This window comes from Pseudomonas shirazensis (assembly GCF_014268785.2).
Lineage (GTDB): Bacteria > Pseudomonadota > Gammaproteobacteria > Pseudomonadales > Pseudomonadaceae > Aquipseudomonas > Aquipseudomonas shirazensis.
The window spans coordinates 607051-625225 of sequence record NZ_JABWRD020000001.1; the positions used below are offsets into that span (position 1 = coordinate 607051).

17 protein-coding genes are annotated in these 18175 nt (G+C 63.1%); 7 read left to right on the forward strand and 10 right to left on the reverse strand.

The window, feature by feature from the left end; all coding sequences use genetic code 11:
• Positions 1 to 2: 2 nt before the first annotated feature.
• Positions 3 to 1145, reverse strand: coding sequence for a 4-hydroxybutyrate dehydrogenase (gene gbd / locus HU736_RS02520; protein ID WP_186699798.1), 1143 nt, complete (start codon positions 1143 to 1145; stop codon positions 3 to 5).
• 155 nt (positions 1146 to 1300) lie between these two features.
• On the opposite strand from gbd, the gene HU736_RS02525 reads away from it, so the two are divergent.
• Positions 1301 to 2242, forward strand: a complete 942-nt coding sequence (locus HU736_RS02525) for a LysR family transcriptional regulator (protein WP_186699800.1) — start codon at positions 1301 to 1303, stop codon at positions 2240 to 2242.
• Here the strand turns inward: HU736_RS02525 and HU736_RS02530 are convergent.
• Positions 2239 to 3051: a helix-turn-helix domain-containing protein gene (locus tag HU736_RS02530; RefSeq protein WP_103437006.1), complete on the reverse strand. Its 813-nt coding sequence runs from the start codon at positions 3049 to 3051 to the stop codon at positions 2239 to 2241. The two genes, HU736_RS02525 and HU736_RS02530, sit on opposite strands and share 4 nt — an antisense overlap.
• Before the next feature lie 108 nt (positions 3052 to 3159).
• Between HU736_RS02530 and HU736_RS02535 the strand changes: the two genes are divergently transcribed.
• Positions 3160 to 3474, forward strand: coding sequence for a DUF2834 domain-containing protein (locus HU736_RS02535; protein ID WP_186699802.1), 315 nt, complete (start codon positions 3160 to 3162; stop codon positions 3472 to 3474).
• A 56-nt stretch (positions 3475 to 3530) separates the two neighbouring features.
• Here the strand turns inward: HU736_RS02535 and HU736_RS02540 are convergent, their stop codons facing one another.
• The 6 genes from HU736_RS02540 to HU736_RS02565 all read right to left on the reverse strand — a co-directional run bounded on the left by HU736_RS02540 (position 3531) and on the right by HU736_RS02565 (position 9855).
• On the reverse strand, positions 3531 to 4826 hold the full coding sequence (locus HU736_RS02540) for an OprD family porin (protein ID WP_186699805.1): 1296 nt from the start codon (positions 4824 to 4826) through the stop codon (positions 3531 to 3533).
• Between the two features lie 133 nt (positions 4827 to 4959).
• Complete coding sequence (locus tag HU736_RS02545) at positions 4960 to 6273, reverse strand: MFS transporter (protein ID WP_186699807.1); 1314 nt, start codon at positions 6271 to 6273, stop codon at positions 4960 to 4962.
• 208 nt (positions 6274 to 6481) lie between these two features.
• Positions 6482 to 7123 carry an N-carbamoylsarcosine amidohydrolase gene (locus HU736_RS02550; RefSeq protein WP_186699809.1) on the reverse strand — a complete coding sequence of 214 codons (642 nt, stop codon included), beginning with the start codon at positions 7121 to 7123 and terminating at the stop codon, positions 6482 to 6484.
• Positions 7124 to 7137: 14 nt separating this feature from the next.
• Complete coding sequence (locus HU736_RS02555; RefSeq protein WP_186699811.1) at positions 7138 to 7890, reverse strand: maleate cis-trans isomerase family protein; 753 nt, start codon at positions 7888 to 7890, stop codon at positions 7138 to 7140.
• Positions 7891 to 7903: 13 nt separating this feature from the next.
• Positions 7904 to 8710, reverse strand: a complete 807-nt coding sequence (nicD, locus tag HU736_RS02560) for an N-formylmaleamate deformylase (protein WP_186699814.1) — start codon at positions 8708 to 8710, stop codon at positions 7904 to 7906.
• Positions 8707 to 9855, reverse strand: coding sequence for an FAD-dependent monooxygenase (locus HU736_RS02565; protein ID WP_186699817.1), 1149 nt, complete (start codon positions 9853 to 9855; stop codon positions 8707 to 8709). The genes nicD and HU736_RS02565 overlap by 4 nt, the downstream gene beginning before the upstream one ends.
• A 329-nt stretch (positions 9856 to 10184) precedes the next feature.
• On the opposite strand from HU736_RS02565, the gene HU736_RS02570 reads away from it, so the two are divergent.
• The 4 genes from HU736_RS02570 to HU736_RS02585 all read left to right on the forward strand — a co-directional run bounded on the left by HU736_RS02570 (position 10185) and on the right by HU736_RS02585 (position 16007).
• Positions 10185 to 11237 carry a 2,5-dihydroxypyridine 5,6-dioxygenase gene (locus HU736_RS02570; protein ID WP_186699819.1) on the forward strand — a complete coding sequence of 351 codons (1053 nt, stop codon included), beginning with the start codon at positions 10185 to 10187 and terminating at the stop codon, positions 11235 to 11237.
• A gap of 69 nt (positions 11238 to 11306) precedes the next feature.
• A complete protein-coding gene (locus HU736_RS02575) occupies positions 11307 to 11783 on the forward strand; it encodes a MarR family winged helix-turn-helix transcriptional regulator (RefSeq protein ID WP_186699822.1) in 477 nt (158 codons plus the stop codon).
• A gap of 178 nt (positions 11784 to 11961) precedes the next feature.
• On the forward strand, positions 11962 to 12441 hold the full coding sequence (locus HU736_RS02580; RefSeq protein WP_186699824.1) for a (2Fe-2S)-binding protein: 480 nt from the start codon (positions 11962 to 11964) through the stop codon (positions 12439 to 12441).
• 2 nt (positions 12442 to 12443) lie between these two features.
• Complete coding sequence (locus tag HU736_RS02585) at positions 12444 to 16007, forward strand: molybdopterin cofactor-binding domain-containing protein (RefSeq protein ID WP_186699826.1); 3564 nt, start codon at positions 12444 to 12446, stop codon at positions 16005 to 16007.
• 9 nt (positions 16008 to 16016) lie between these two features.
• Here the strand turns inward: HU736_RS02585 and HU736_RS02590 are convergent, their stop codons facing one another.
• A complete protein-coding gene (locus HU736_RS02590; protein WP_186699828.1) occupies positions 16017 to 16655 on the reverse strand; it encodes a TetR/AcrR family transcriptional regulator in 639 nt (212 codons plus the stop codon).
• Positions 16656 to 16795: 140 nt separating this feature from the next.
• On the opposite strand from HU736_RS02590, the gene HU736_RS02595 reads away from it, so the two are divergent.
• Positions 16796 to 17275, forward strand: coding sequence for an isochorismatase family protein (locus HU736_RS02595; RefSeq protein ID WP_186699831.1), 480 nt, complete (start codon positions 16796 to 16798; stop codon positions 17273 to 17275).
• A gap of 21 nt (positions 17276 to 17296) precedes the next feature.
• Here the strand turns inward: HU736_RS02595 and HU736_RS02600 are convergent, their stop codons facing one another.
• Positions 17297 to 18121 carry an NAD-dependent epimerase/dehydratase family protein gene (locus tag HU736_RS02600; protein WP_186699833.1) on the reverse strand — a complete coding sequence of 275 codons (825 nt, stop codon included), beginning with the start codon at positions 18119 to 18121 and terminating at the stop codon, positions 17297 to 17299.
• Positions 18122 to 18175: the final 54 nt, after the last annotated feature.

Here is an 18175-nt window from a genome sequence, read left to right on the forward strand (position 1 = left end):
GCTTACATGGACGCCTCGAGCATCCAGCGGTAGTCCTCGGCACTGGCTTCACGCGGATTGGTGCGGTGGCTATGGTCGGCCAGGGCACCCTGGATGATGCCTGGGAACATCGCTTCGCTGACGCCCAGCTCACGCAGACCTGTCGGCAAGCCCAGGGCACGGGTCATGTCACGCAGGGCCGTTTCGATCTGGCTGTCGTCGGCCAGGCCCATGGCCTGGGCAATGCGCAGTGTCTTCTGTTCAGCGGTCATCGTCGCCGCCTGACGATTGAAGGTAATCACCGCCGGCAAGAAGATCGCGTTGAGCGTGCCGTGGTGCAGGCGCGGATTGATGCCGCCCAGCGCGTGGCTCAGGCTATGCACACAGCCCAGGCCTTTCTGGAATGCCAGGGCGCCCTGCAGTGACGCGCTCATCATGTTAGTGCGCGCTTCGAGGTTGTGCGGGTCGGCGGTGGCGGCGCTGATGAAACGCCAGGCGCGCCATAGCCCGTCCAGGGCAATACCGTCAGCCGGCGGGTTGAACGCAGGTGCCATGAACGTCTCGAGGCAGTGCGCAATTGCGTCCATGCCGGTGGCAGCGGTCATTGCGGCGGGCAAACCTATGGTCAGCGCTGGGTCACAGATGGCCGACTTAGGGACTACATGCGGTGAGATCACGCCGACTTTGCGACCGTCATCGAGGATCAGGATGGCGCCGCGACCGACTTCGCTGCCGGTGCCAGCAGTGGTCGGTACCGCAATCACCGGCGCAGTGGCGGCGGTGATGTGGGCAAGGCCGCCTTCGATCACCGCAAAGCGCTTCAGCGGGCCCTCATGGCGGGCGCAGACGGCCACGCCTTTGGCCAGGTCGATGGCCGAGCCGCCACCAATGGCGATAATGCCGTCGCAGTCACATTCGCGGAACATGGCGACCGCTTCGCGGACTGCGCTCTCGTTTGGGTTGGGTGGCGTGGCGTCGTAGATCGGCAAGGCCATGTCAGCGCCTTCGAAGGCGTCAAGCGCGCGGTCGACCAGCCCGGCGGCGCGTACACCGCGGTCGGTCACGATCAAAGGTCGGGTTATACCAATGCGCTGGCACTCGGCGGGCAGCAACGCAATCGCGCCGACCTCGAACTGGATTTGGGTGATGTAGTTGATCAAGGACATGCGCTCTCCTGGAGCCTTTTAGCGTTGTTATTTTGGCCAATCTCAGGGCCGTCCTGGCGCACCGGGTGCGTCATCGTGCGGGGCCAGTATAGAAATCCGCAGACGGCTGTGGTACTGAGAACAATCCATACAGCTATAACCAGGACTCATAGCCAATGACACCATCGTTGAACTCGATCATGTCCCGGCTGCACGCCAGGCATCTGCGCCTGTTGATAGAACTAGATGCGCACCGCTCGCTGCTCGGCGCGGCCGACAGCGTCGGGCTCACTCAACCCGGTGCGAGCAAAGCGTTGCAGGAGATCGAGACGACCTTTGGCACGCTGCTGTTCAGACGCACCAACCGTGGCCTGGAGCCGACCGCTGCCGGCCACTGTGCGATCAGATCCGCTCGGGTGATCCAGACCGACCTGTCAAATCTGCGGCATGACCTCGATGCGATTTTGCGTGGAGTCGGCGGCAGGCTTGCCGTGGGTGCGATCATGGGCGCCGTGCCGCTGCTGATGAAGGCGGTATCAGAACTCACGGCGATCCAGCCGGAAATGTCCTTCGAGATCGTTGAGGGCACCAGCCAGTTTCTGCTTAGCCAGATCGAGAGTGGCCGCCTGGACATGGCCGTGTGCCGAACCTCTGTCAGCAGCTCACCGCATTTGTTCGCCAGTGAGTTCGTCCAGCACGAGACACTTGCAGTGATCGCCAGCGTCGATCATCCGCTCAAGGACGCCGCGACCTTGAGCCTTGAACAACTGGCCGAGAACCGCTGGATTGTCTACCGGGCGAACATGCCCATGCGCGTGCAACTGGAACGTGAATTCCACGATGCCGGCCTGCGCTTCCCGCTGCACCTGGTGGAAACCACGTCGATTCTGGCGACGTTGTCGCTGTTGCAGAACCAGCCTGAATTCGTCGCGCTGGTGTCTATCGATGTGGCCCAGCAGTGTCTGCAGCATCACCGCATCTGCATTCTGCCGCTGGCGATCCAATCGGTGAGCGACCCGTATGAGCTGGTGACACGCCAGGCCAGTCAGGAAACGCCCGCCATGCAGCAGCTTCGCGGTTTGCTGCTTAGCGCGGCTGCTGGCGGCTCGGCGCGTTAATCAGCGAGCCAGTGCTCATACGCCGCCGTCATCCGCTGCCGAGTCTGCGCATCTGCCGGAATCAGATGCTCGATCCGTAGCGACTCCACGGTGATGTCCAGCGGCATGCCAAAGGTGGTGAAGGTTGACAGAAACCTCAGCTCACCCTCCGCTGTATTCACCCGCGTCAGCAGCACCGGCATGGCTGCGGGCGCGTGCAATTGAGCAGCAGGAGCCGGCAGCTCGCGTAGTAACTGCGCGAGCTCGGGACTAGCCACGGCCTCCCGCGATGCACGCTGCCAGGCGACTGCGCGAATCTCGTCGGCATTGGCCAGCCGATCACCCAACCCGCCGGGGCGCAGCAGTGTATCGAGCAAATTCAGCCGCGCAGTCGCCTCAGGCGCGATGCCGGCCATGGCAAACAGCAAGCCGGCACTGGCATTGGCCGCGGTGACATCCCAGTTGCTGGCGATGACGATGGCCGGCGCCGGGTTGTTCGCGTGCAGAATATGTTCGATAGCTTCGTGGACCATCTTCAGCCCCGGCGCATCCAGCGGCGATGTGGCGTAGCGCGGGGCGTAGCCGGCGGCGACGAACAGCTGGTTGCACTGCTCCAGCGGTGCGGCCAGCGCCGAGAGCAGGGCATGCAGAGTGCTCGGGCTGGGTTTGGCACGGCCGGTTTCGACGCAGCTTAAGTGACGCTGCGAAACCCCGGCCAGCAGCGCCAGTTCGAGCTGGCTGAGACGCGCCTGCTGACGCAACTGGCGGACCTGCTGACCGGCAGAGGCGCTCGGGGCCGGTTGCTGGCGATGGAAAATTGGCTGGTTCATACGTCGACTCTGACCGTCCTTGGTGCCCTGTGTCCATGACCTGTTAGGTCATTGAGAGCGCGCAACACTATCACTACTCTGCCGGCGAACCCTACCTAGGAGTGGCTGATGACCCTGCGTTTGCTTGCCCTGACCTTGCTGGTGCCGTTTGCGGCGTATACCGGCTGGACCCTGATGAATGCCGAGCAGTCGCTTGTGGCGTTTGGTCTGGAGCTGATGGCTCGACCGGATACGGCCCAGGTCGTTATTGACCTCTACATGATGGCGGGCCTTGGCTGCTGCTGGATGATCAGCGATAACCGCTCGCGTCGTGGATCATGGCCTGCGCTATTGCCTTACCTGCTGCTGACCGCTGTTTTCGTGTCATTGGGCCCGCTGCTCTATCTGGCCATTCGAGGGGTAGCTCGGCCGCGGCAAATGTGAAGGCGCCATTGCTGCACCCGCTGGCCAATCGGCCCGCTGTGCAGCAATGGCTTTCATCAAAACAGCTTGACGGTGTAGCTCAGAATCAACCGGTTCTCGTCAATATCGGTGCGGTAGTTCGAGCGCGCCATTACGTTGCGTACCCGTACTCCCAGCCCCGCCAGTGGTCCACTCTGCACCACATAGGCAAGGTCCAGGTCGCGTTCGCGGTCACGGCCCTCGAAGCCAAGACCAGTCTCCACGTCGCTGCCTTTGACGTAGCGCAGCGTCGAGGTCAGCCCGGGCAGCCCGAGGGCGACGAAGTTGTAGTCATGGCGCACCTGCCATGAACGCTCACCAGGTGCGGAAAACTCGTAGGTCGGCAGGGTGTTGCCCATCGGGTTGGTGTTGGCGCCGACCTGGATGAAGCCGTCATCGCCGCCGATCTGCTGATAGCCGACATAGAAGGTGTGCCCGCCGGTCTTGGCCGAGAACAGGCTGAACAGTGCGTGGTTGTCGTAGTTGCCGGCGATCTTGCGGCCGTCTTCACGGGCGTCGAAATAGCCGGCGTTCACGCCGAGCGCCCAGGCACCAAGCGGTTCGGCGTGCTTGAGGCTGTAAAAGCGCTGTTGGTAGATGTCTTCCAGCTGTGCCTGCCAGACGCCGACGCTGGTGCGGTTGTCGTTGAAGGCATAGTCGGCGCCGACGTAGTTGAAGCGGTCGCTGGTAAAGCGTGCCAAGCGTGCCGGATTGATCGGGTCGTTGACCAGCGCGTACATGTCCTGACTATTGGAGGAGTCGCGCAGGCTGGTCGAGCGAAACTGCCCTGCGCTCAGGGTCAGCCCGGCAATCTCGCGCGACTCGAGCATGGCGCCTTGATAGGTCGGCGGCAACAGGCGCAGGTCACTGAACAGCAGGACGGGCAGGTTGGGCATCAACTCGCCGATTTTCAGCTCGGTCTGAGACAGCTTGAATTTGATCGCGGCGCCCATGCGGCTGTACTGGTCTGCCGACTCGCCGCTGTCGAGGCTGGGTAACAGGCCCGAGCGCGCATGCGCGGCGCTGCTGTCGAGCTTGAAGCCAAGCAGGCCGGTGAAATCGAGACCGACGCCGACGCTGCCCTGGGTATAACCCGAGCTGGCATTGAGGATAAAGCCCTGGGCCCATTCCTGGGTTCGCGATTGCGTACTGGGGCCTTTGATGTCGGCGTAGTCACGGCTGAAAAAATAATTTCGTGCCTGCAGGGTGGCGCGGGCGCCTTCGATGAAACCGGCTTCTTCGGCGCTGGCTTCTGCACAAAGGGCGGCCGCGAGGCAGCCGCCAGTGAGGCGTGCGGTGGTGCTGGCAAAACGCTGGGGCATCGGGCCGTGCATGGGAGTTACTCCTGAATTCGGGCAACAGCAAGCCGCCGCGGTGGCCTTGGCCTATCCACGTCGGTTTGCGTTCAAAGGGGCAGCGAGCGGGCTATGTGCCGCTCGCGCTGCAGTCACGCCAGGCGTGTGTCCATCAGCGATTGACCAGCTTGGCCGGCAGGGCAATCACCAGGAAGCAGCTGAGCAGCAGGCACACGGCAAAGGCCCAGAGCGCAGCATGTGAGTTGCCGGTGAGGTCGGTGACCACGCCCATCAGCGAGTTGCTGACCAGCCCGGCAATGTTCGCCAGCGAGCAGGCGAGGGCGAAGCCGGTGGCCGCAGCCGTGCCTTTGAGGAAGGTCGCCGGCAAACTGAAGAACACCGGCACGGCGCCGATGATCGCCGCTGAAGCGACCGCGAAGAGGAACACCGTCATCACCAGGTTGTCGCTGAACAGGGTGCTGCTGGCCATGGCGATGGCACCGATGATGAACGGTACGATGATGTGCCAGCGGCGCTCGCGGTGACGGTCCGAGCTGGCGCCGATCATGAGCATGCCGACCAGCGCCGCCAGGCTCGGGATCGCCGTCAGCAAGCCGATGTGGAAGGTGTCGCTGACGCCTGCGTCGCGGATGAAGGTCGGCATCCAGAAGCCCATGGCATAAGCGCTGAGCAGGATCGAAAAGTCGATACCGCCGAGCATCCACACCTTCAGGTTGAAGAACCCGTCGCGAAAGCTGTGCTTGCTGCCTTTGCCCTCGGCATCATCTGCCGCCAGATCTGCCGCCAGCTGCGCCTTGTCTTCGGCCGACAGCCACTTGGCTTGCTGGAAATTGTTAGGCAATGCCCAGAACGTCAGGATGCCCAGCAGCACACTGGGGATGGCTTCAAGCAGGAACAGCCACTGCCAGCCATGCAGGCCCTGCACCTGGTCGAAGTTGCCCATGATCCAGCCGGAGATCGGCCCGCCGATCACGCTCGACAGGGGCAGGCCGATCATGAACAGGGCGATGATCCGTCCACGCCGGTAGGTCGGGTACCACATGGTCAGGTAGAACAGTACTCCCGGCAAAAAGCCTGCTTCAGCGGCGCCGAGCAGAAAGCGCAGGACGTAGAACTGGGTGGTGCTGGTGACGAACATCGTGCAGGCCGAGAGCAGGCCCCAGGTGATCATGATGCGGGCGATCCACAGTTTGGCGCCGACACGCTGCAGGATCAGGTTGCTGGGAACTTCGAAGATGATATAGCCGACAAAGAACAAGCCTGCACCCAGGCCGTAGGCCGCGGTGCTGAATTGCAGGTCTTCAAGCATCTGCAGCTTGGCGAAGCCGACGTTGATGCGGTCCAGATATGCAGCGAGGTAGCAGAAACACAGGAAGGGGATGAGCCTCCATGTGATCCGGCGGTACAGTGCTTGGGGGCCATGATCAGTATCAGCATGGACCGTGGTTGCGTTCGCAATTGGCATTTCCTGTCTCCTGGCGGGCGACTTTGTGGTTGTTTTTCAAGCCAGCAGTTTTCGACGCTCCAGGCGCGCTGCGCACTATACGCGGCAAGCGTGGACGGCGTCACAAGGCCCTTGTCTGCTCCTGCGGGGCGACCCCTGGACAGCAGGTGGTCATGGAACGGGCTTCCCGCACCGTTCCTTGATTGTTATGGGTACATCGCGCCTGGTATTAACTGGCCAGGCGTTGCAACTGCTCGATAGCGTGCTGACGGCTGATCACATCGCCGTACTTGCTGTCGATGTCGAACAGGTTGGCTTCGTGCGGGTCGTTGTGCCGGTCACCAACGCACTCGCGCACCACGATGGTTCTGAACCCATGCTGCAGTGCATCCACCGCGCTGGCGCGGATGCAGCCGCTGGTGGAGCAGCCGGCCAGAACCACAGTGTCCACGCCTTGTGCATGCAGTAGTGAGGCCAGGCTGGTGCCGAAAAACGCACTGGCGTATTGCTTGCTGATCACTGCTTCTTCTGCGCGTGGCAGCACCGCCGCACAAAATTCGGCGAGCGGGTTGCCTTCGACCATATCTTTCATCACCGGCGCCTTGCGCACCCACACGCCGCCATCGGCAAAATGCGGGGCCTGGTAGCGGATGTTAGTGTGGACCACTAACGTACCGCACTCGCGAGCCAGCGCCAGCAGGCCGGCGGCCTGCTCGACGGCGCTGACTACACCGGGCGCATACAGCGGCGCGCCGGGGGTGGTGTAGCCCTGCATGAAGTCGATCATCAGCAGGGCTGCCTTGCGGCCGAAGCCAATCCGCTGGCCCCAGACCCCTTGGTAGTTGTCGCTGGCGCTCTGTGTATCGCTCATGATTGCCTCCCGGTTCAGTAAGCGCCAGACAACAAGGCGCCAGCGCCGGGGACTACCGGCTCCAGGTCGAGTGCCTTGAGCATTGCGTAGGTGGTGGCGATGGCTGCGGTGACCACCGGCTTGCCGGTCAGCGCCTCGACCTTGGCCACTGCTGGCAGCGACTGCATCTGCACGCAGGCCGACAGCACCACCACATCGACGCCTTCCAGGTTCATGCCGGCAACTATGCCTGGCAGGTTGGCCGGGTCGTGGCGGGCCACGGCGAGGTTGTCGGGGATCTCCAGTGCGCGCCAGTCCTGCACCTCGAAGCCTTCTTCGCGGATGTAGTTGACCACCAGTTCGGTCAGCGGCTTCATGTACGGAGCAACAATCGCAATGCGTTTGGCCTTCATCACATGCAGCGCATCCACCAGTGCGCCGGCGCTGGTGATCACTGGCGCCAGCGCGTCATTGTCGGCGGTGGCCTGTTGCAGGCGCTTCTCGGAGACGCGGTGATAGCCCAGGCCCATGGCCATGATCGCCACCAGGCAGGCATAGCCGAGCACGTCTACCCTGGCGTCGGAAAGCTCCAGTGCGCAGCGGTCGGACTCACCGTCCATGGCCGCCAGTTCTTCCTTTTTTACCTGCTTCATGCGCATGCGGCTGGAGTGGAAGGTGAAGCGCTCCGGGCGGATCGTCTGGCGGGCCAGCAGCATTGCCGGGATTTCGGTTTCCATGGTGGTGTTCGAACTCGGCACGATCTGGCCGATACGGTAGAGCTTGGTCATCGTGGGGGCTCCGTCAGGCAAGAGGGTGGTCGAGGAAGGTGCCAAAGGCTGCGAAGAAGCCTGGCAAGTCATCCCATGGGATCATGTGGCCGGCGTTTTCGACCCGAGCTACCTGGATATCAGGTTTGAGCTCACGGATCTCGGCGATGTCCTCAGGCTGGATGACGCCACCGCGACCGGCCACCATCAGCAGCGTTGGCTGGGTGACATTGGCCAGATCCTGGTGCATGTCAACGTCATGGAAGTCATTGAACGCCCTCACGATTGCCGGCTCGTGGCAGGTGTGCAGCCACTCGGCACGCAGGGCCAGCTGTTCGTCGCTCCAGGTTGGGCAGAACGCGCGCATGTCATCGCCGCTCATGCCGGTTTGGGCCTGGCGGATGGAGTCGACATACCAGGGCAACTTGCTTGGGTACTCGCGCCGACCCGGCCCGGACACCGGCGGGTCGATCAACACCAGCCGCTGCAAGCCCGGAGCACCGCGTGCCGCGGCGCGCAGGGCGAACCGCGCGCCCATCGAATGGCCAATCAGGTGGTAGCTGCCCAGGCCCAGGGCCTGGGCGAATGCCGGGATGTCTGCCGCGCAGGCTTCGCTGCCGTAATCCAGCTCAGGCCCGCTCGAGGACAGGCCGCGGCCGCGCACATCCAGTACGTAGGTGTCGAAGTGCTGGCCCAGACGCTCGGCAACGAAGCCCCAGGTGATCGCCGGGCTGGTGATGCCTGGTATCAGCAGCAGCGCCGGACCTTTGCCGCCGTAGCGCAGGTAGTGCTGGCGAATGCCGTTGGCGCTGACATTGCCGCCGGCGATGAAGGTGCTCATGCCGCCTCCCCACTTTTCAGCGTCTGGGCGTAGAGGTCATAGCCGTAGACCCAGGCGGGATCTTCCTGGGTGTAGAGGAAGGTGTTGGCGTTGGACACCGCTTGTACCCGCGAAGCACGTTCCTTGCGGTTGGCCTCGTACAGGGCGAAGGCGGTGTGGTGGTCGCTCAGCCCGGTTTCCTGCAGGCAGCGGGTGAGCATGGCCGCGTCTTCGATGGCCATGCAGGCGCCCTGGGCCATGTGCGGTTTCATCGGGTGGCAGGCATCGCCAAGCATCACCAGCCGGCCACGGCTCCACAGCGGCAGCGGATTGCGGTTGCGCAGCGGCCACTTGGTGATCGATTCGGTCGCGCCTATCAGCTTTTGTACGGTGGGATGGTAGCCATCGAATGCGGCGCGCATTTCTTCCTGGCTGCTGTCGACGTAGGCACCCTGGAAGTCCCAGGCCTCGTGCGGCACGCCGGTGACGAAGTAGTACTCGTCACGCTTGCCGGTGGTGTAGTAGACCATCATGTGGCGGTCTTCGGTCCACCACTTGATGCAGTCTTCGAAGACGTCGGCATGCTGCGCCAGGTGCTCACCGCGGATCAATGCTCGATGGGCAACCCAGCCGCTGTAGATCGGCGCTTCGGCGCCCAGCAGCTCTTCGCGGATCTTGGAGTGAATGCCGTCGGCGCCGATGACGATGTCGGCCACGGTATGGCTGCCGTCGGCGAAGTCCAGGCGCACTTCGTCACCTTGGTCCACGATCTTCTCCAGGCGCTTGCCGAAGTGCACGGTGCCGGGCTTGATCGCATCCATCTGCAGAGCGTGCAGGTCGCCACGGTGAATGGTGATGTAAGCGGCGCCGTATTCACGGCGGGCGAACTCGCCGAGCGGGATGCGCGACAGGTAGTCGCCACTGGTGCCGTCGCGGCTGAACCAGAAGTCCGGGTGACAACCCATCAGCTCGAGCTTCTGCTCAAGGCCCATGCGGCGGAAGATTTTCATCACATTGGGGCCGATATGAATACCTGCGCCAAGGCGTGTGAATTGCGGTGCCTGCTCGTACACCTCGACGTCGAAGCCTGCCTGTTGCAGCAATGTGGCAGCGGCTGCCCCACCCAGACCTGCACCGACGATTGCGATTTTCTGCCTACCGCGCATTGGTATCTCTCCTCTTGTTCTGTTGTGTGGTCAGCGACTGGGCCGCTCGACGTATTTGAGTGTATACGCTTTAAAATTTCAAATGGAATAGGTTTCTCGAAATATTTTATGGCGGCCTCGTGATCGCGCTTTATTCAGCTTCAGGTAACGTATTTCTTGGATATGTGTGGATAGGTAACGTTCGCTCTGACCACTTGCGCTCTCCCTCAAGATGAGTTTCTATTTGCTGACATGCAGTGTATGCACTATTAATTTGCACCGAGATCGCGCGCTGCGCACTGTGACGGTGCAGCTTTGATCAGCCCATCAAGCCATGTCAGGAGAGACCCATGCCGGTCAGCAATGCACAACTCACGCAGATGTTCGAACACGTACTCAAGCTGTCCCGCGTCGACCACACGCAGAGTGTCGCCGTGCTCAAGAGCCATTACTCCGACCCGCGCACGGTCAATGCGGCAATGGAAGCTGCACAGCGCCTCAACGCCAAGGTCTATGCGGTGGAGCTGCCTGCGTTCAACCACCCGACGGCGATGGGCAACGATATGACCGCCTACTGTGGTGACACGGCTCTGACCGGCAACCTGGCTGCGCAGCGGGCGCTGGAAGCGGCTGACTTGATCGTCGATACGATGATGTTGCTGCACTCGCCGGAGCAGGAGCAGATCCTCAAGACCGGCACGCGCATCCTGCTGGCCGTCGAACCGCCTGAAGTGCTGGCGCGAATGCTCCCCAGCGAGGACGACAAGCGCCGCGTGCTGGCCGCCGAAGCCCTGCTCAAGCAGGCGCGTACAATGCACGTGCGCTCCAAGGCCGGCAGTGACTTTCATGCGCCGCTCGGCCAGTACCCGGCAGTTACCGAGTATGGCTATGCCGATGAGCCGGGCCGTTGGGATCACTGGCCCAGCGGCTTTCTGTTCACCTGGCCGAACGAGGACAGCGCCGAGGGCACGCTGGTACTGGACGTCGGCGATATCATCCTGCCGTTCAAGAACTACTGCCGCGAACGCATAACGCTGGAGATCGACAAAGGCTTCATCACCGCCATCCACGGCGGCTTCGAGGCCGAGTACCTGCGCGATTACCTGAAGTACTTCAACGACCCTGAGGTCTACGGCATTTCCCATATCGGCTGGGGGCTGCAGCCCCGCGCGCAGTGGACCGCCATGGGCCTGCACGACCGCAATGACGGCATGTGCATGGACGCCCGGGCGTTCTATGGCAATTTCCTGTTCTCGACCGGCCCCAACACCGAGGTCGGGGGCAAGCGCAAGACTCCATGCCACCTGGATATCCCGCTGCGCAACTGCGATATCTATCTGGACGACAAGGCGGTGGTGGTGGCAGGTGATGTAGTCGCACCCGAGGAGTCCAGGGCGCGATAGCGGTTATACTGGCCCGGCGCTCCGCTGTCGGGGGCCGGCCAGCTCAATCCAGGTAGCCCAGTTCAGCCCATGATCAAAAAAACCTCTGCACAACCTGCCGTTCCTGATACCGCACCCTACGATGTCACCGAACAGGTCGGCCACCTGCTGCGCAAGGCCTACCAGCGGCACACGGCGATCTTCCAGCAGAACGCCTGCGATCCGCAGCTCACCTCGATCCAGTTCGTTACCCTGTGTGCCTTGCGCGACCATGGGCCCAGCTCCCAGGCCGAGCTGATCAAGGCCACTGCAGTCGATCAAGCGACCATTCGCGGCATCGTCGACCGGCTCAAAGCGCGCGAGCTGGTGCAGCTCTCGCCGGATCCGAGTGACAAGCGCAAGGTCATCGTCGAACTCACCGAGACCGGTGCGGCGTTGCTGGATGCGATGATCCCCTGCGCGCGGCAGATCAGTCAGCTGAGCATGGGCTGCCTGAATGCCGGCGAGCAGGTGGCAATCCTGTTTCTCCTGCGCAAGATGATCGACGGTGACGAGGCTGCTGGCTGAGCCCTGCGCCCAGCCCACAACAGTCGCCCGCGACACCCCTAGGCACATCTCTGGCCTGCTTCTTGCTGGTTCATTTCATGTAGTGAGTACTTACTGAAAAAGCGCCCCCTTTGAGTTGATTGGTAGCGCTCGGGTACTCGCCTTTGAATGGCAAGCAACCTCCAGAGATGAGCCCACCATGCAAATCAACCTGTGCCTGCGCGTCAATGGCCAGCCGGTCGAAGTCAGAGCCATGGCCGACACACCACTGCTGCTGATCCTGCGCAACGATCTCCGTTTGAACGGCCCCAAGTACGGCTGCGGCCTGGGCGAGTGCGGCGCGTGCACGGTGATCATCGACGGCGTCGCCGCACGCTCCTGCGTGATCCCGCTGGCAGGCGCCGCCAACCGCGACATCACCACCCTCGAAGGGCTGGGCGACAAAAGCGCGCCGCATCCGGTGCAGCAGGCGTTTATCGACGAGCAGGCAGCCCAGTGCGGCTACTGCATGAACGGCATGATCATGACGGCCAAGGCCTTGCTTGATCGCATCCCCGATGCCAGCGACGAACAGATCCGCAACGAGCTGTCCGGCAACCTGTGCCGCTGCGGCACCCATGTCGAAATCCTGCGTGCCGTGCGCCGCGCTGCTGGCCGACTGGCCGAGATTCGGAGCTGAACATGAACCACTCCCAACACGTACCCAGCCGCGACCAGCTGCTGGCCAAGACCGGCGTTCTGCTGATTGTCGACCAGATCACGCCGCCTTCCGGGCCGGTGGCCAAGGGCGTGACGCCGACGCAGAAGGCGTCCGAGCTGGCGTTGTTTGTGGCCGTCAGTGATGACGGCATGGTCTACGCCTTCAACGGCCACGTCGACCTCGGCACGGGCATCCGCACCTCGCTGGCGCAGATCGTTGCCGAGGAGCTGGACCTGCGCATGGATCAGGTGCACATGATCCTCGGCGATACCGAACGGGCGCCCAATCAAGGGGCGACCATCGCCAGTGCCACTTTGCAGATTTCTGCCGTGCCGCTGCGCAAGGCGGCGGCAACTGCGCGGCGCTTCTTGCTTGAGCAGGCGGCGCTGCGGCTTGGTTGCGAGGCCGAAAGCCTGCGCATCGAAGAGGGCACGCTGATTGCCAGCGATGGTCGCAGCGTGTCCTTTGCCGAACTGCTCAAGGGCCGTAATCAGCAGCTGCGGGTCAGCGACGATGCGCCGTTGAAGGCTGTTGCAGACTACCGCCTGGTCGGGCGCAGCGCTGCGCGGGTGGACATCCCCGGCAAAGCCACTGGCGAGTTGACCTATGTGCACGACATGCGCTTGCCGGACATGCTCCATGGCCGAGTAATCCGCCCACCATACGCGGGCCATGACAGCGGTGACTTCGTCGGCAACAGTCTGCTGGCGGTGGACGAGTCATCCATTGCCCATCTGCCCGGGGTCGTCGCCGTGGTGGTCATCCGCGACTTCATTGGTGTTGTCGCCGAACGCGAAGAGCAGGCCATCCGCGCCGCGCAGGAGCTCAAGGTCAGCTGGAAACCACTCACCGGCAAGCTTCCCGACCTGACTGACATCGCCCAGGCGATCCGCGACAACCCGCGCGTGCAGCGGGTGGTGCTCGATCAGGGCAACGTCGATGAGGGTATCGCCAATGCCAGTCAGCGCCTTAGCCGCAGCTACCTCTGGCCGTATCAGCTGCATGCATCGATCGGCCCGTCCTGTGCCTTGGCCGACTTCACCAATGGGCCGATTCGTGTCTGGTCCGGCACCCAGAACCCGCACCTGTTGCGTGCGGACCTGGCCTGGCTGCTGGAATGCGCCGAGGAGCGCATCGAGATCATCCGCATGGAAGCGGCGGGCTGTTACGGGCGCAACTGTGCCGATGACGTATGCGCCGATGCGGTGCTGTTGTCGCGCGCCGTGGGCCGCCCGGTGCGGGTGCAACTGACCCGCGAGCAGGAGCATGCCTGGGAGCCCAAAGGCACCGCGCAGTTGATGGAAATTGATGGCGGCCTGAATGCCGATGGCACGGTCGCGGCCTATGACTTCCAGACCAGCTACCCGTCGAATGGCGCGCCAACCCTGGCGCTGTTGCTGACCGGCGCGGTGGAGCCGGTACCGGCGCTGTTCGAGATGGGCGACCGCACCTCGATCCCGCCCTATGACTACGAGCATATGCGCGTCACCATCAACGACATGACGCCGCTGGTGCGTGCATCGTGGATGCGCGGCGTGTCGGCGATGCCCAACAGCTTTGCCCATGAGTCGTATATCGATGAGCTGGCGTTTGCCGCAGGTGTCGACCCTGTCGAATATCGTCTCAAGCACCTGACTGATCCGCGCGCGATCGACCTGGTCAACGCCACCGCCGAGCGCGCCGCCTGGCAGCCGCATAGCGAACCGATGCAGACGCCTGCCGAGGGCGACATCCTGCGCGGTCGTGGTTTCGCCTACGCGCGCTACATTCACAGTAAATTCCCCGGCTTTGGTGCTGCCTGGGCGGCCTGGGTCGCCGATGTCGCGGTCGACCGGCGCACCGGCGAAGTGGCGGTCACCAGGGTGGTGATCGGCCATGATGCCGGCATGATGGTCAATCCTGATGGAGTGCGGCATCAGATCCACGGCAACGTGATCCAGTCCACCAGTCGCGTACTCAAGGAGCAGGTCAGTTTTGAAGAATCGACGGTGGTCAGCAAGGAGTGGGGCGGCTACCCGATTTTGACCTTCCCCGAGGTGCCGCAAATCGACGTGCTGATGCTGCCGCGTCAGCACGAGCCGCCGATGGGCAGCGGCGAGTCGGCTTCGGTGCCGAGTGCGGCGGCGATTGCCAACGCGATCTTCGATGCCACCGGGATCCGTTTCCGCGAACTGCCGATCACCGCCGAGCGGGTGCGCGCAGCGCTCGCAGGCGATGGCCAGGCAGACGCCATGCAGCCGTCGGCAGCGCCTGCGACAAAACGCTCGAAGTGGTGGTTCGGCTCGCTCGCCGGCGTGTTTGGCGCGGCGCTGGGTATGGCCGCCACGGCACTGCCCTGGCGCGCCGAAATCGCCCCGGTGACACCCCCCGCGGCAGGCAGCTGGTCAGCGTCGATGCTGGAGCGCGGCCGGCAGGTGGCAGCTGCCGGTGACTGTGCGGTGTGTCATACGGTCAGCGGCGGCAAGGTCAATGTCGGTGGGCTGGCCATGGACACGCCGTTTGGCACGCTGTACAGCACCAATATCACGCCGGACCCGGAAACCGGCATTGGCCGCTGGTCATTCGGCGCGTTCGAGCGGGCCATGCGTGAAGGCATCAGCCGCGATGGTCGGCATCTGTACCCGGCGTTTCCCTACACCTCGTTTCGCAACATAACTGACGGCGACATGCAGGCGCTGTATGCCTACCTGATGTCGCAGACGCCGGTGCGTCAGGAGGCATCGGTCAACCAGATGCGCTTCCCGTTCAACCAGCGGCCATTGATGGCGGGTTGGAACGCGCTGTTTCTCAAGCGCGGCGAGTATCAACCCGATCCGCAGCGCAGCGCACAGTGGAACCGTGGCGCCTACCTGGTCGAGGGGCTCGGCCACTGCGCAGCCTGTCACTCGCCGCGCAACCTGCTGGGTGCGGAGCAGGGCGGTCAGCGCTACCTGGCAGGTGGCATGGTCGATGGTTGGGAGGCCCCAGCACTGAACGCGTTGGGCAAGGGCTCGACGCCCTGGAGCGAGAGCGAGCTGGTTACGTACCTGAGCACTGGCTTTTCTGACAAGCATGGCGTCGCGGCTGGGCCGATGGGGCCGGTGGTCAGCGAGCTGGCCACCTTGCCGCAGAGTGACGTGCAGGCGATAGCGCATTACCTCGCTTCACTCGACGGCGTACCGCAGGCCGCTGCTGCCAAGCCAGTTGCGCAGGTGGATGCGCAGGTGTCGATCAGCAATGGCGAGCGTGTGTTCAAGGGCGCGTGCATGGCCTGTCACAGCGATGGGCTGGGGCCGAAACTGTTCGGTGTGAGTCCGTCGATGGCGGTCAACAGCAATGTCCACAGCGCCCTGCCAGACAACCTGCTGCGGGTGATCCTGCATGGCATTGCCACCCCGGCAACGCCCGATCTGGGCTACATGCCGGCGTTCAAGGACAGCCTGTCCGACCGCCAGGTGGCGGACTTGAGCGCTTATCTGCGACAGCGCTTTGCCAGCGACCAGCCGGCCTGGCAAGGCTTGGCCGGCAAAAGCGCGCAGGTGCGGGCCAACCCTGGCAGCCATTGACTGTGACGCCTAGCGGCGCAGGCCGCGCAAGGCGAGGTCGCTGATGAATGCCAGCCAGTCGGCCTTGGCCTGCTTGGCGCCAAGGTCAACAGCCAGGAACGAACTCAGCGTGTATCGGTTGGAGTTATAGAAGTAGCAGAGCGAGGCGATCATCAGGTAGCTGTGCTGGATGTCGATATCGGCGCGGAACAGGCCCTGGGCCTGGCCGGCCTCGATGATCGGGCGCAGTACGCCTACCGCCTCGCCGGCCAGTGCCGTGAGGTTCTGTGACTGCTTGACGTGCTTGCCTTGGTGGAGGTTTTCAGTGGCGAGGAGGGTGACGAACTCGGGGTGCTTTACGTAGTAGTCCCAGATGAACGCCACCAGTTGCCGTAGCGCCTGCTCGGGGTCGGCGAGGTCCAGGCGTAGTTTGGCTTCGGCCTGATTGAAGCTTGCGTAGATATGCTCGAGCACGCAGATGAACAGTTTTTCTTTGTTGCCGAAGTAGTAGTAGATCATCCGGTCGTTGGAGTTGGCCAACGAAGAGATCTGTTCGATGCGCCCGCCGGTGAAGCCTTCCTTGCTGAAGACCGTCACCGCAGCCTTGAGGATATTGTGCTTGGTGCGGTCGGCCTGTAGGGCGCGAACGCCGGTTTTGCGAGTCGGCATGGGAGTCACTGAGCGGCTGTGCAGAGCGGTTACAGTGCCATAGATGGTGGCTGGTTGGCAGCGTATTTGGGGGAGCGGCTGCCCCAATCCGCCGAACCATCGATATACTGCGCGTCCTCTGCATACCCTCGGAACACCCTATGCGTCAGGTTTTGCTTGTTGTCGATGTTCAGGCCACGTTCAGCCCGCCGGAGTGGCTGGTTGATGGTGTGCGGGCGTTTTCTGCGCGCATCCCCACCATTGCCTCGGTCGAGTTGCATGACGAGCAGGTGACGCCCTTCGAGCGTCAGCTTGGCTGGCACCCTGCGGTGCAGGATGAATGCCTGGTGGAAGTCGATCAGGTGTTCATCAAGCACGGCTACGGGCCCACTGCAGCGATGCTCGACTATCTCAAGCAGATGGACGTCGAGCGTGTGCTGGTGTGTGGTCTGCAAACTGAAACCTGCGTGCTCGCCGCAGGCTTTGCCCTGTTCGATGCCGGCCTGTCGCCGACGCTGGTCACCGATCTGACCATCGGCTCGTCGCTGGACCGTTCCGGCAAGCTCGGCATCGAGCTGTGGCAGCACCACTTTCGCCAGGTCACCACGCGAGCCGAGGTACTTGCCGGGTTGCATGGCTGATCCGCTGCGACCTGAGCGGGCTCAATCGAATGGGCCAGCGCTGGTAAAGGCGCCGCCTTGCAGCAGGGCGCTGCGCTCGTCCGCCGCGGCTTGAGGCAGTTGCTCCAGCTTGGCCCGAAACTGCTCGGAGCTGTCCTGCGGCGCAAAGCCCAGGTGCGCGGCGTAGCGGTTGTTCCACCACAGGTCACGGTTGGCAGACACGCCATACACCACGGTGTGGCCGACGTCGTCGGCGAGCAGCGCGCGTTCGACCAGGTGGGCCAGGTCGGCGTAGCTCAGCCAGGTCGAGAGCATGCGCAGGTTGCGCGGCTGCGGGAATGACGAGCCTATGCGCAAACTCACGGTCTGAATGCCGTAGCGGTGGAAATAAAACGTCGCCAGGTCTTCGCCGTAGGCTTTCGACAGCCCGTAATAGCAGTCCGGTCGGCGCGGCGAGTGAGCATCGAGCTGGACATCCTGCGGGTAAAACCCGGTGACGTGATTGGAGCTGGCGAACACCACCCGTTTGATATCGTGCAGGCGCGCCGCTTCATAGATATGAAACGTGCCGCGAATGTTCGCGTCGAGAATATCTTCGAACCTCCGCTCTGTGGATATACCGCCCAGGTGGACGATGGCATCCACCTGATCGGCCAGCGCATGCACGCCGGCCTTGTCGGCCAGATTGCAGCTGACTACTTCTTCATGGTCGCCGGCAGCGGGCGCCATCTCACTGATATCGGATACTCGCACGACATTGGCGTGCGCCTGCAAGGCATCGCGCAGGATCTGCCCGAGGCCGCCGGCAGCGCCGGTCAGCAGCAGGCGGTTGAAGGGTTTGGTCGAGGTGGAGGAGGGTGCAGTCATGGCGGGTGCCTGTAGTTGGAGGTGCAGGTTCGGCGGTGCTCGGTAGCAACGGGC

Excerpts from the sequence above, each read along its gene's own strand:
- HU736_RS02530 (WP_103437006.1), bottom strand. The coding sequence starts at position 3,051 with ATGAACCAGCCAATTTTCCATCGCCAGCAACCGGCCCCGAGCGCCTCT.
- nicD (WP_186699814.1), bottom strand. The coding sequence starts at position 8,710 with ATGAGCACCTTCATCGCCGGCGGCAATGTCAGCGCCAACGGCATTCGC.
- HU736_RS02525 (WP_186699800.1), top strand. The coding sequence starts at position 1,301 with ATGACACCATCGTTGAACTCGATCATGTCCCGGCTGCACGCCAGGCAT.
- HU736_RS02550 (WP_186699809.1), bottom strand. The coding sequence starts at position 7,123 with ATGAGCGATACACAGAGCGCCAGCGACAACTACCAAGGGGTCTGGGGC.
- gbd (WP_186699798.1), bottom strand. The coding sequence starts at position 1,145 with ATGTCCTTGATCAACTACATCACCCAAATCCAGTTCGAGGTCGGCGCG.
- HU736_RS02535 (WP_186699802.1), top strand. The coding sequence starts at position 3,160 with ATGACCCTGCGTTTGCTTGCCCTGACCTTGCTGGTGCCGTTTGCGGCG.
- HU736_RS02540 (WP_186699805.1), bottom strand. The coding sequence starts at position 4,826 with ATGCACGGCCCGATGCCCCAGCGTTTTGCCAGCACCACCGCACGCCTC.
- HU736_RS02575 (WP_186699822.1), top strand. The coding sequence starts at position 11,307 with ATGATCAAAAAAACCTCTGCACAACCTGCCGTTCCTGATACCGCACCC.
- HU736_RS02585 (WP_186699826.1), top strand. The coding sequence starts at position 12,444 with ATGAACCACTCCCAACACGTACCCAGCCGCGACCAGCTGCTGGCCAAG.
- HU736_RS02570 (WP_186699819.1), top strand. The coding sequence starts at position 10,185 with ATGCCGGTCAGCAATGCACAACTCACGCAGATGTTCGAACACGTACTC.
- HU736_RS02580 (WP_186699824.1), top strand. The coding sequence starts at position 11,962 with ATGCAAATCAACCTGTGCCTGCGCGTCAATGGCCAGCCGGTCGAAGTC.
- HU736_RS02600 (WP_186699833.1), bottom strand. The coding sequence starts at position 18,121 with ATGACTGCACCCTCCTCCACCTCGACCAAACCCTTCAACCGCCTGCTG.
- HU736_RS02555 (WP_186699811.1), bottom strand. The coding sequence starts at position 7,890 with ATGACCAAGCTCTACCGTATCGGCCAGATCGTGCCGAGTTCGAACACC.
- HU736_RS02590 (WP_186699828.1), bottom strand. The coding sequence starts at position 16,655 with ATGCCGACTCGCAAAACCGGCGTTCGCGCCCTACAGGCCGACCGCACC.
- HU736_RS02595 (WP_186699831.1), top strand. The coding sequence starts at position 16,796 with ATGCGTCAGGTTTTGCTTGTTGTCGATGTTCAGGCCACGTTCAGCCCG.
- HU736_RS02565 (WP_186699817.1), bottom strand. The coding sequence starts at position 9,855 with ATGCGCGGTAGGCAGAAAATCGCAATCGTCGGTGCAGGTCTGGGTGGG.
- HU736_RS02545 (WP_186699807.1), bottom strand. The coding sequence starts at position 6,273 with ATGCCAATTGCGAACGCAACCACGGTCCATGCTGATACTGATCATGGC.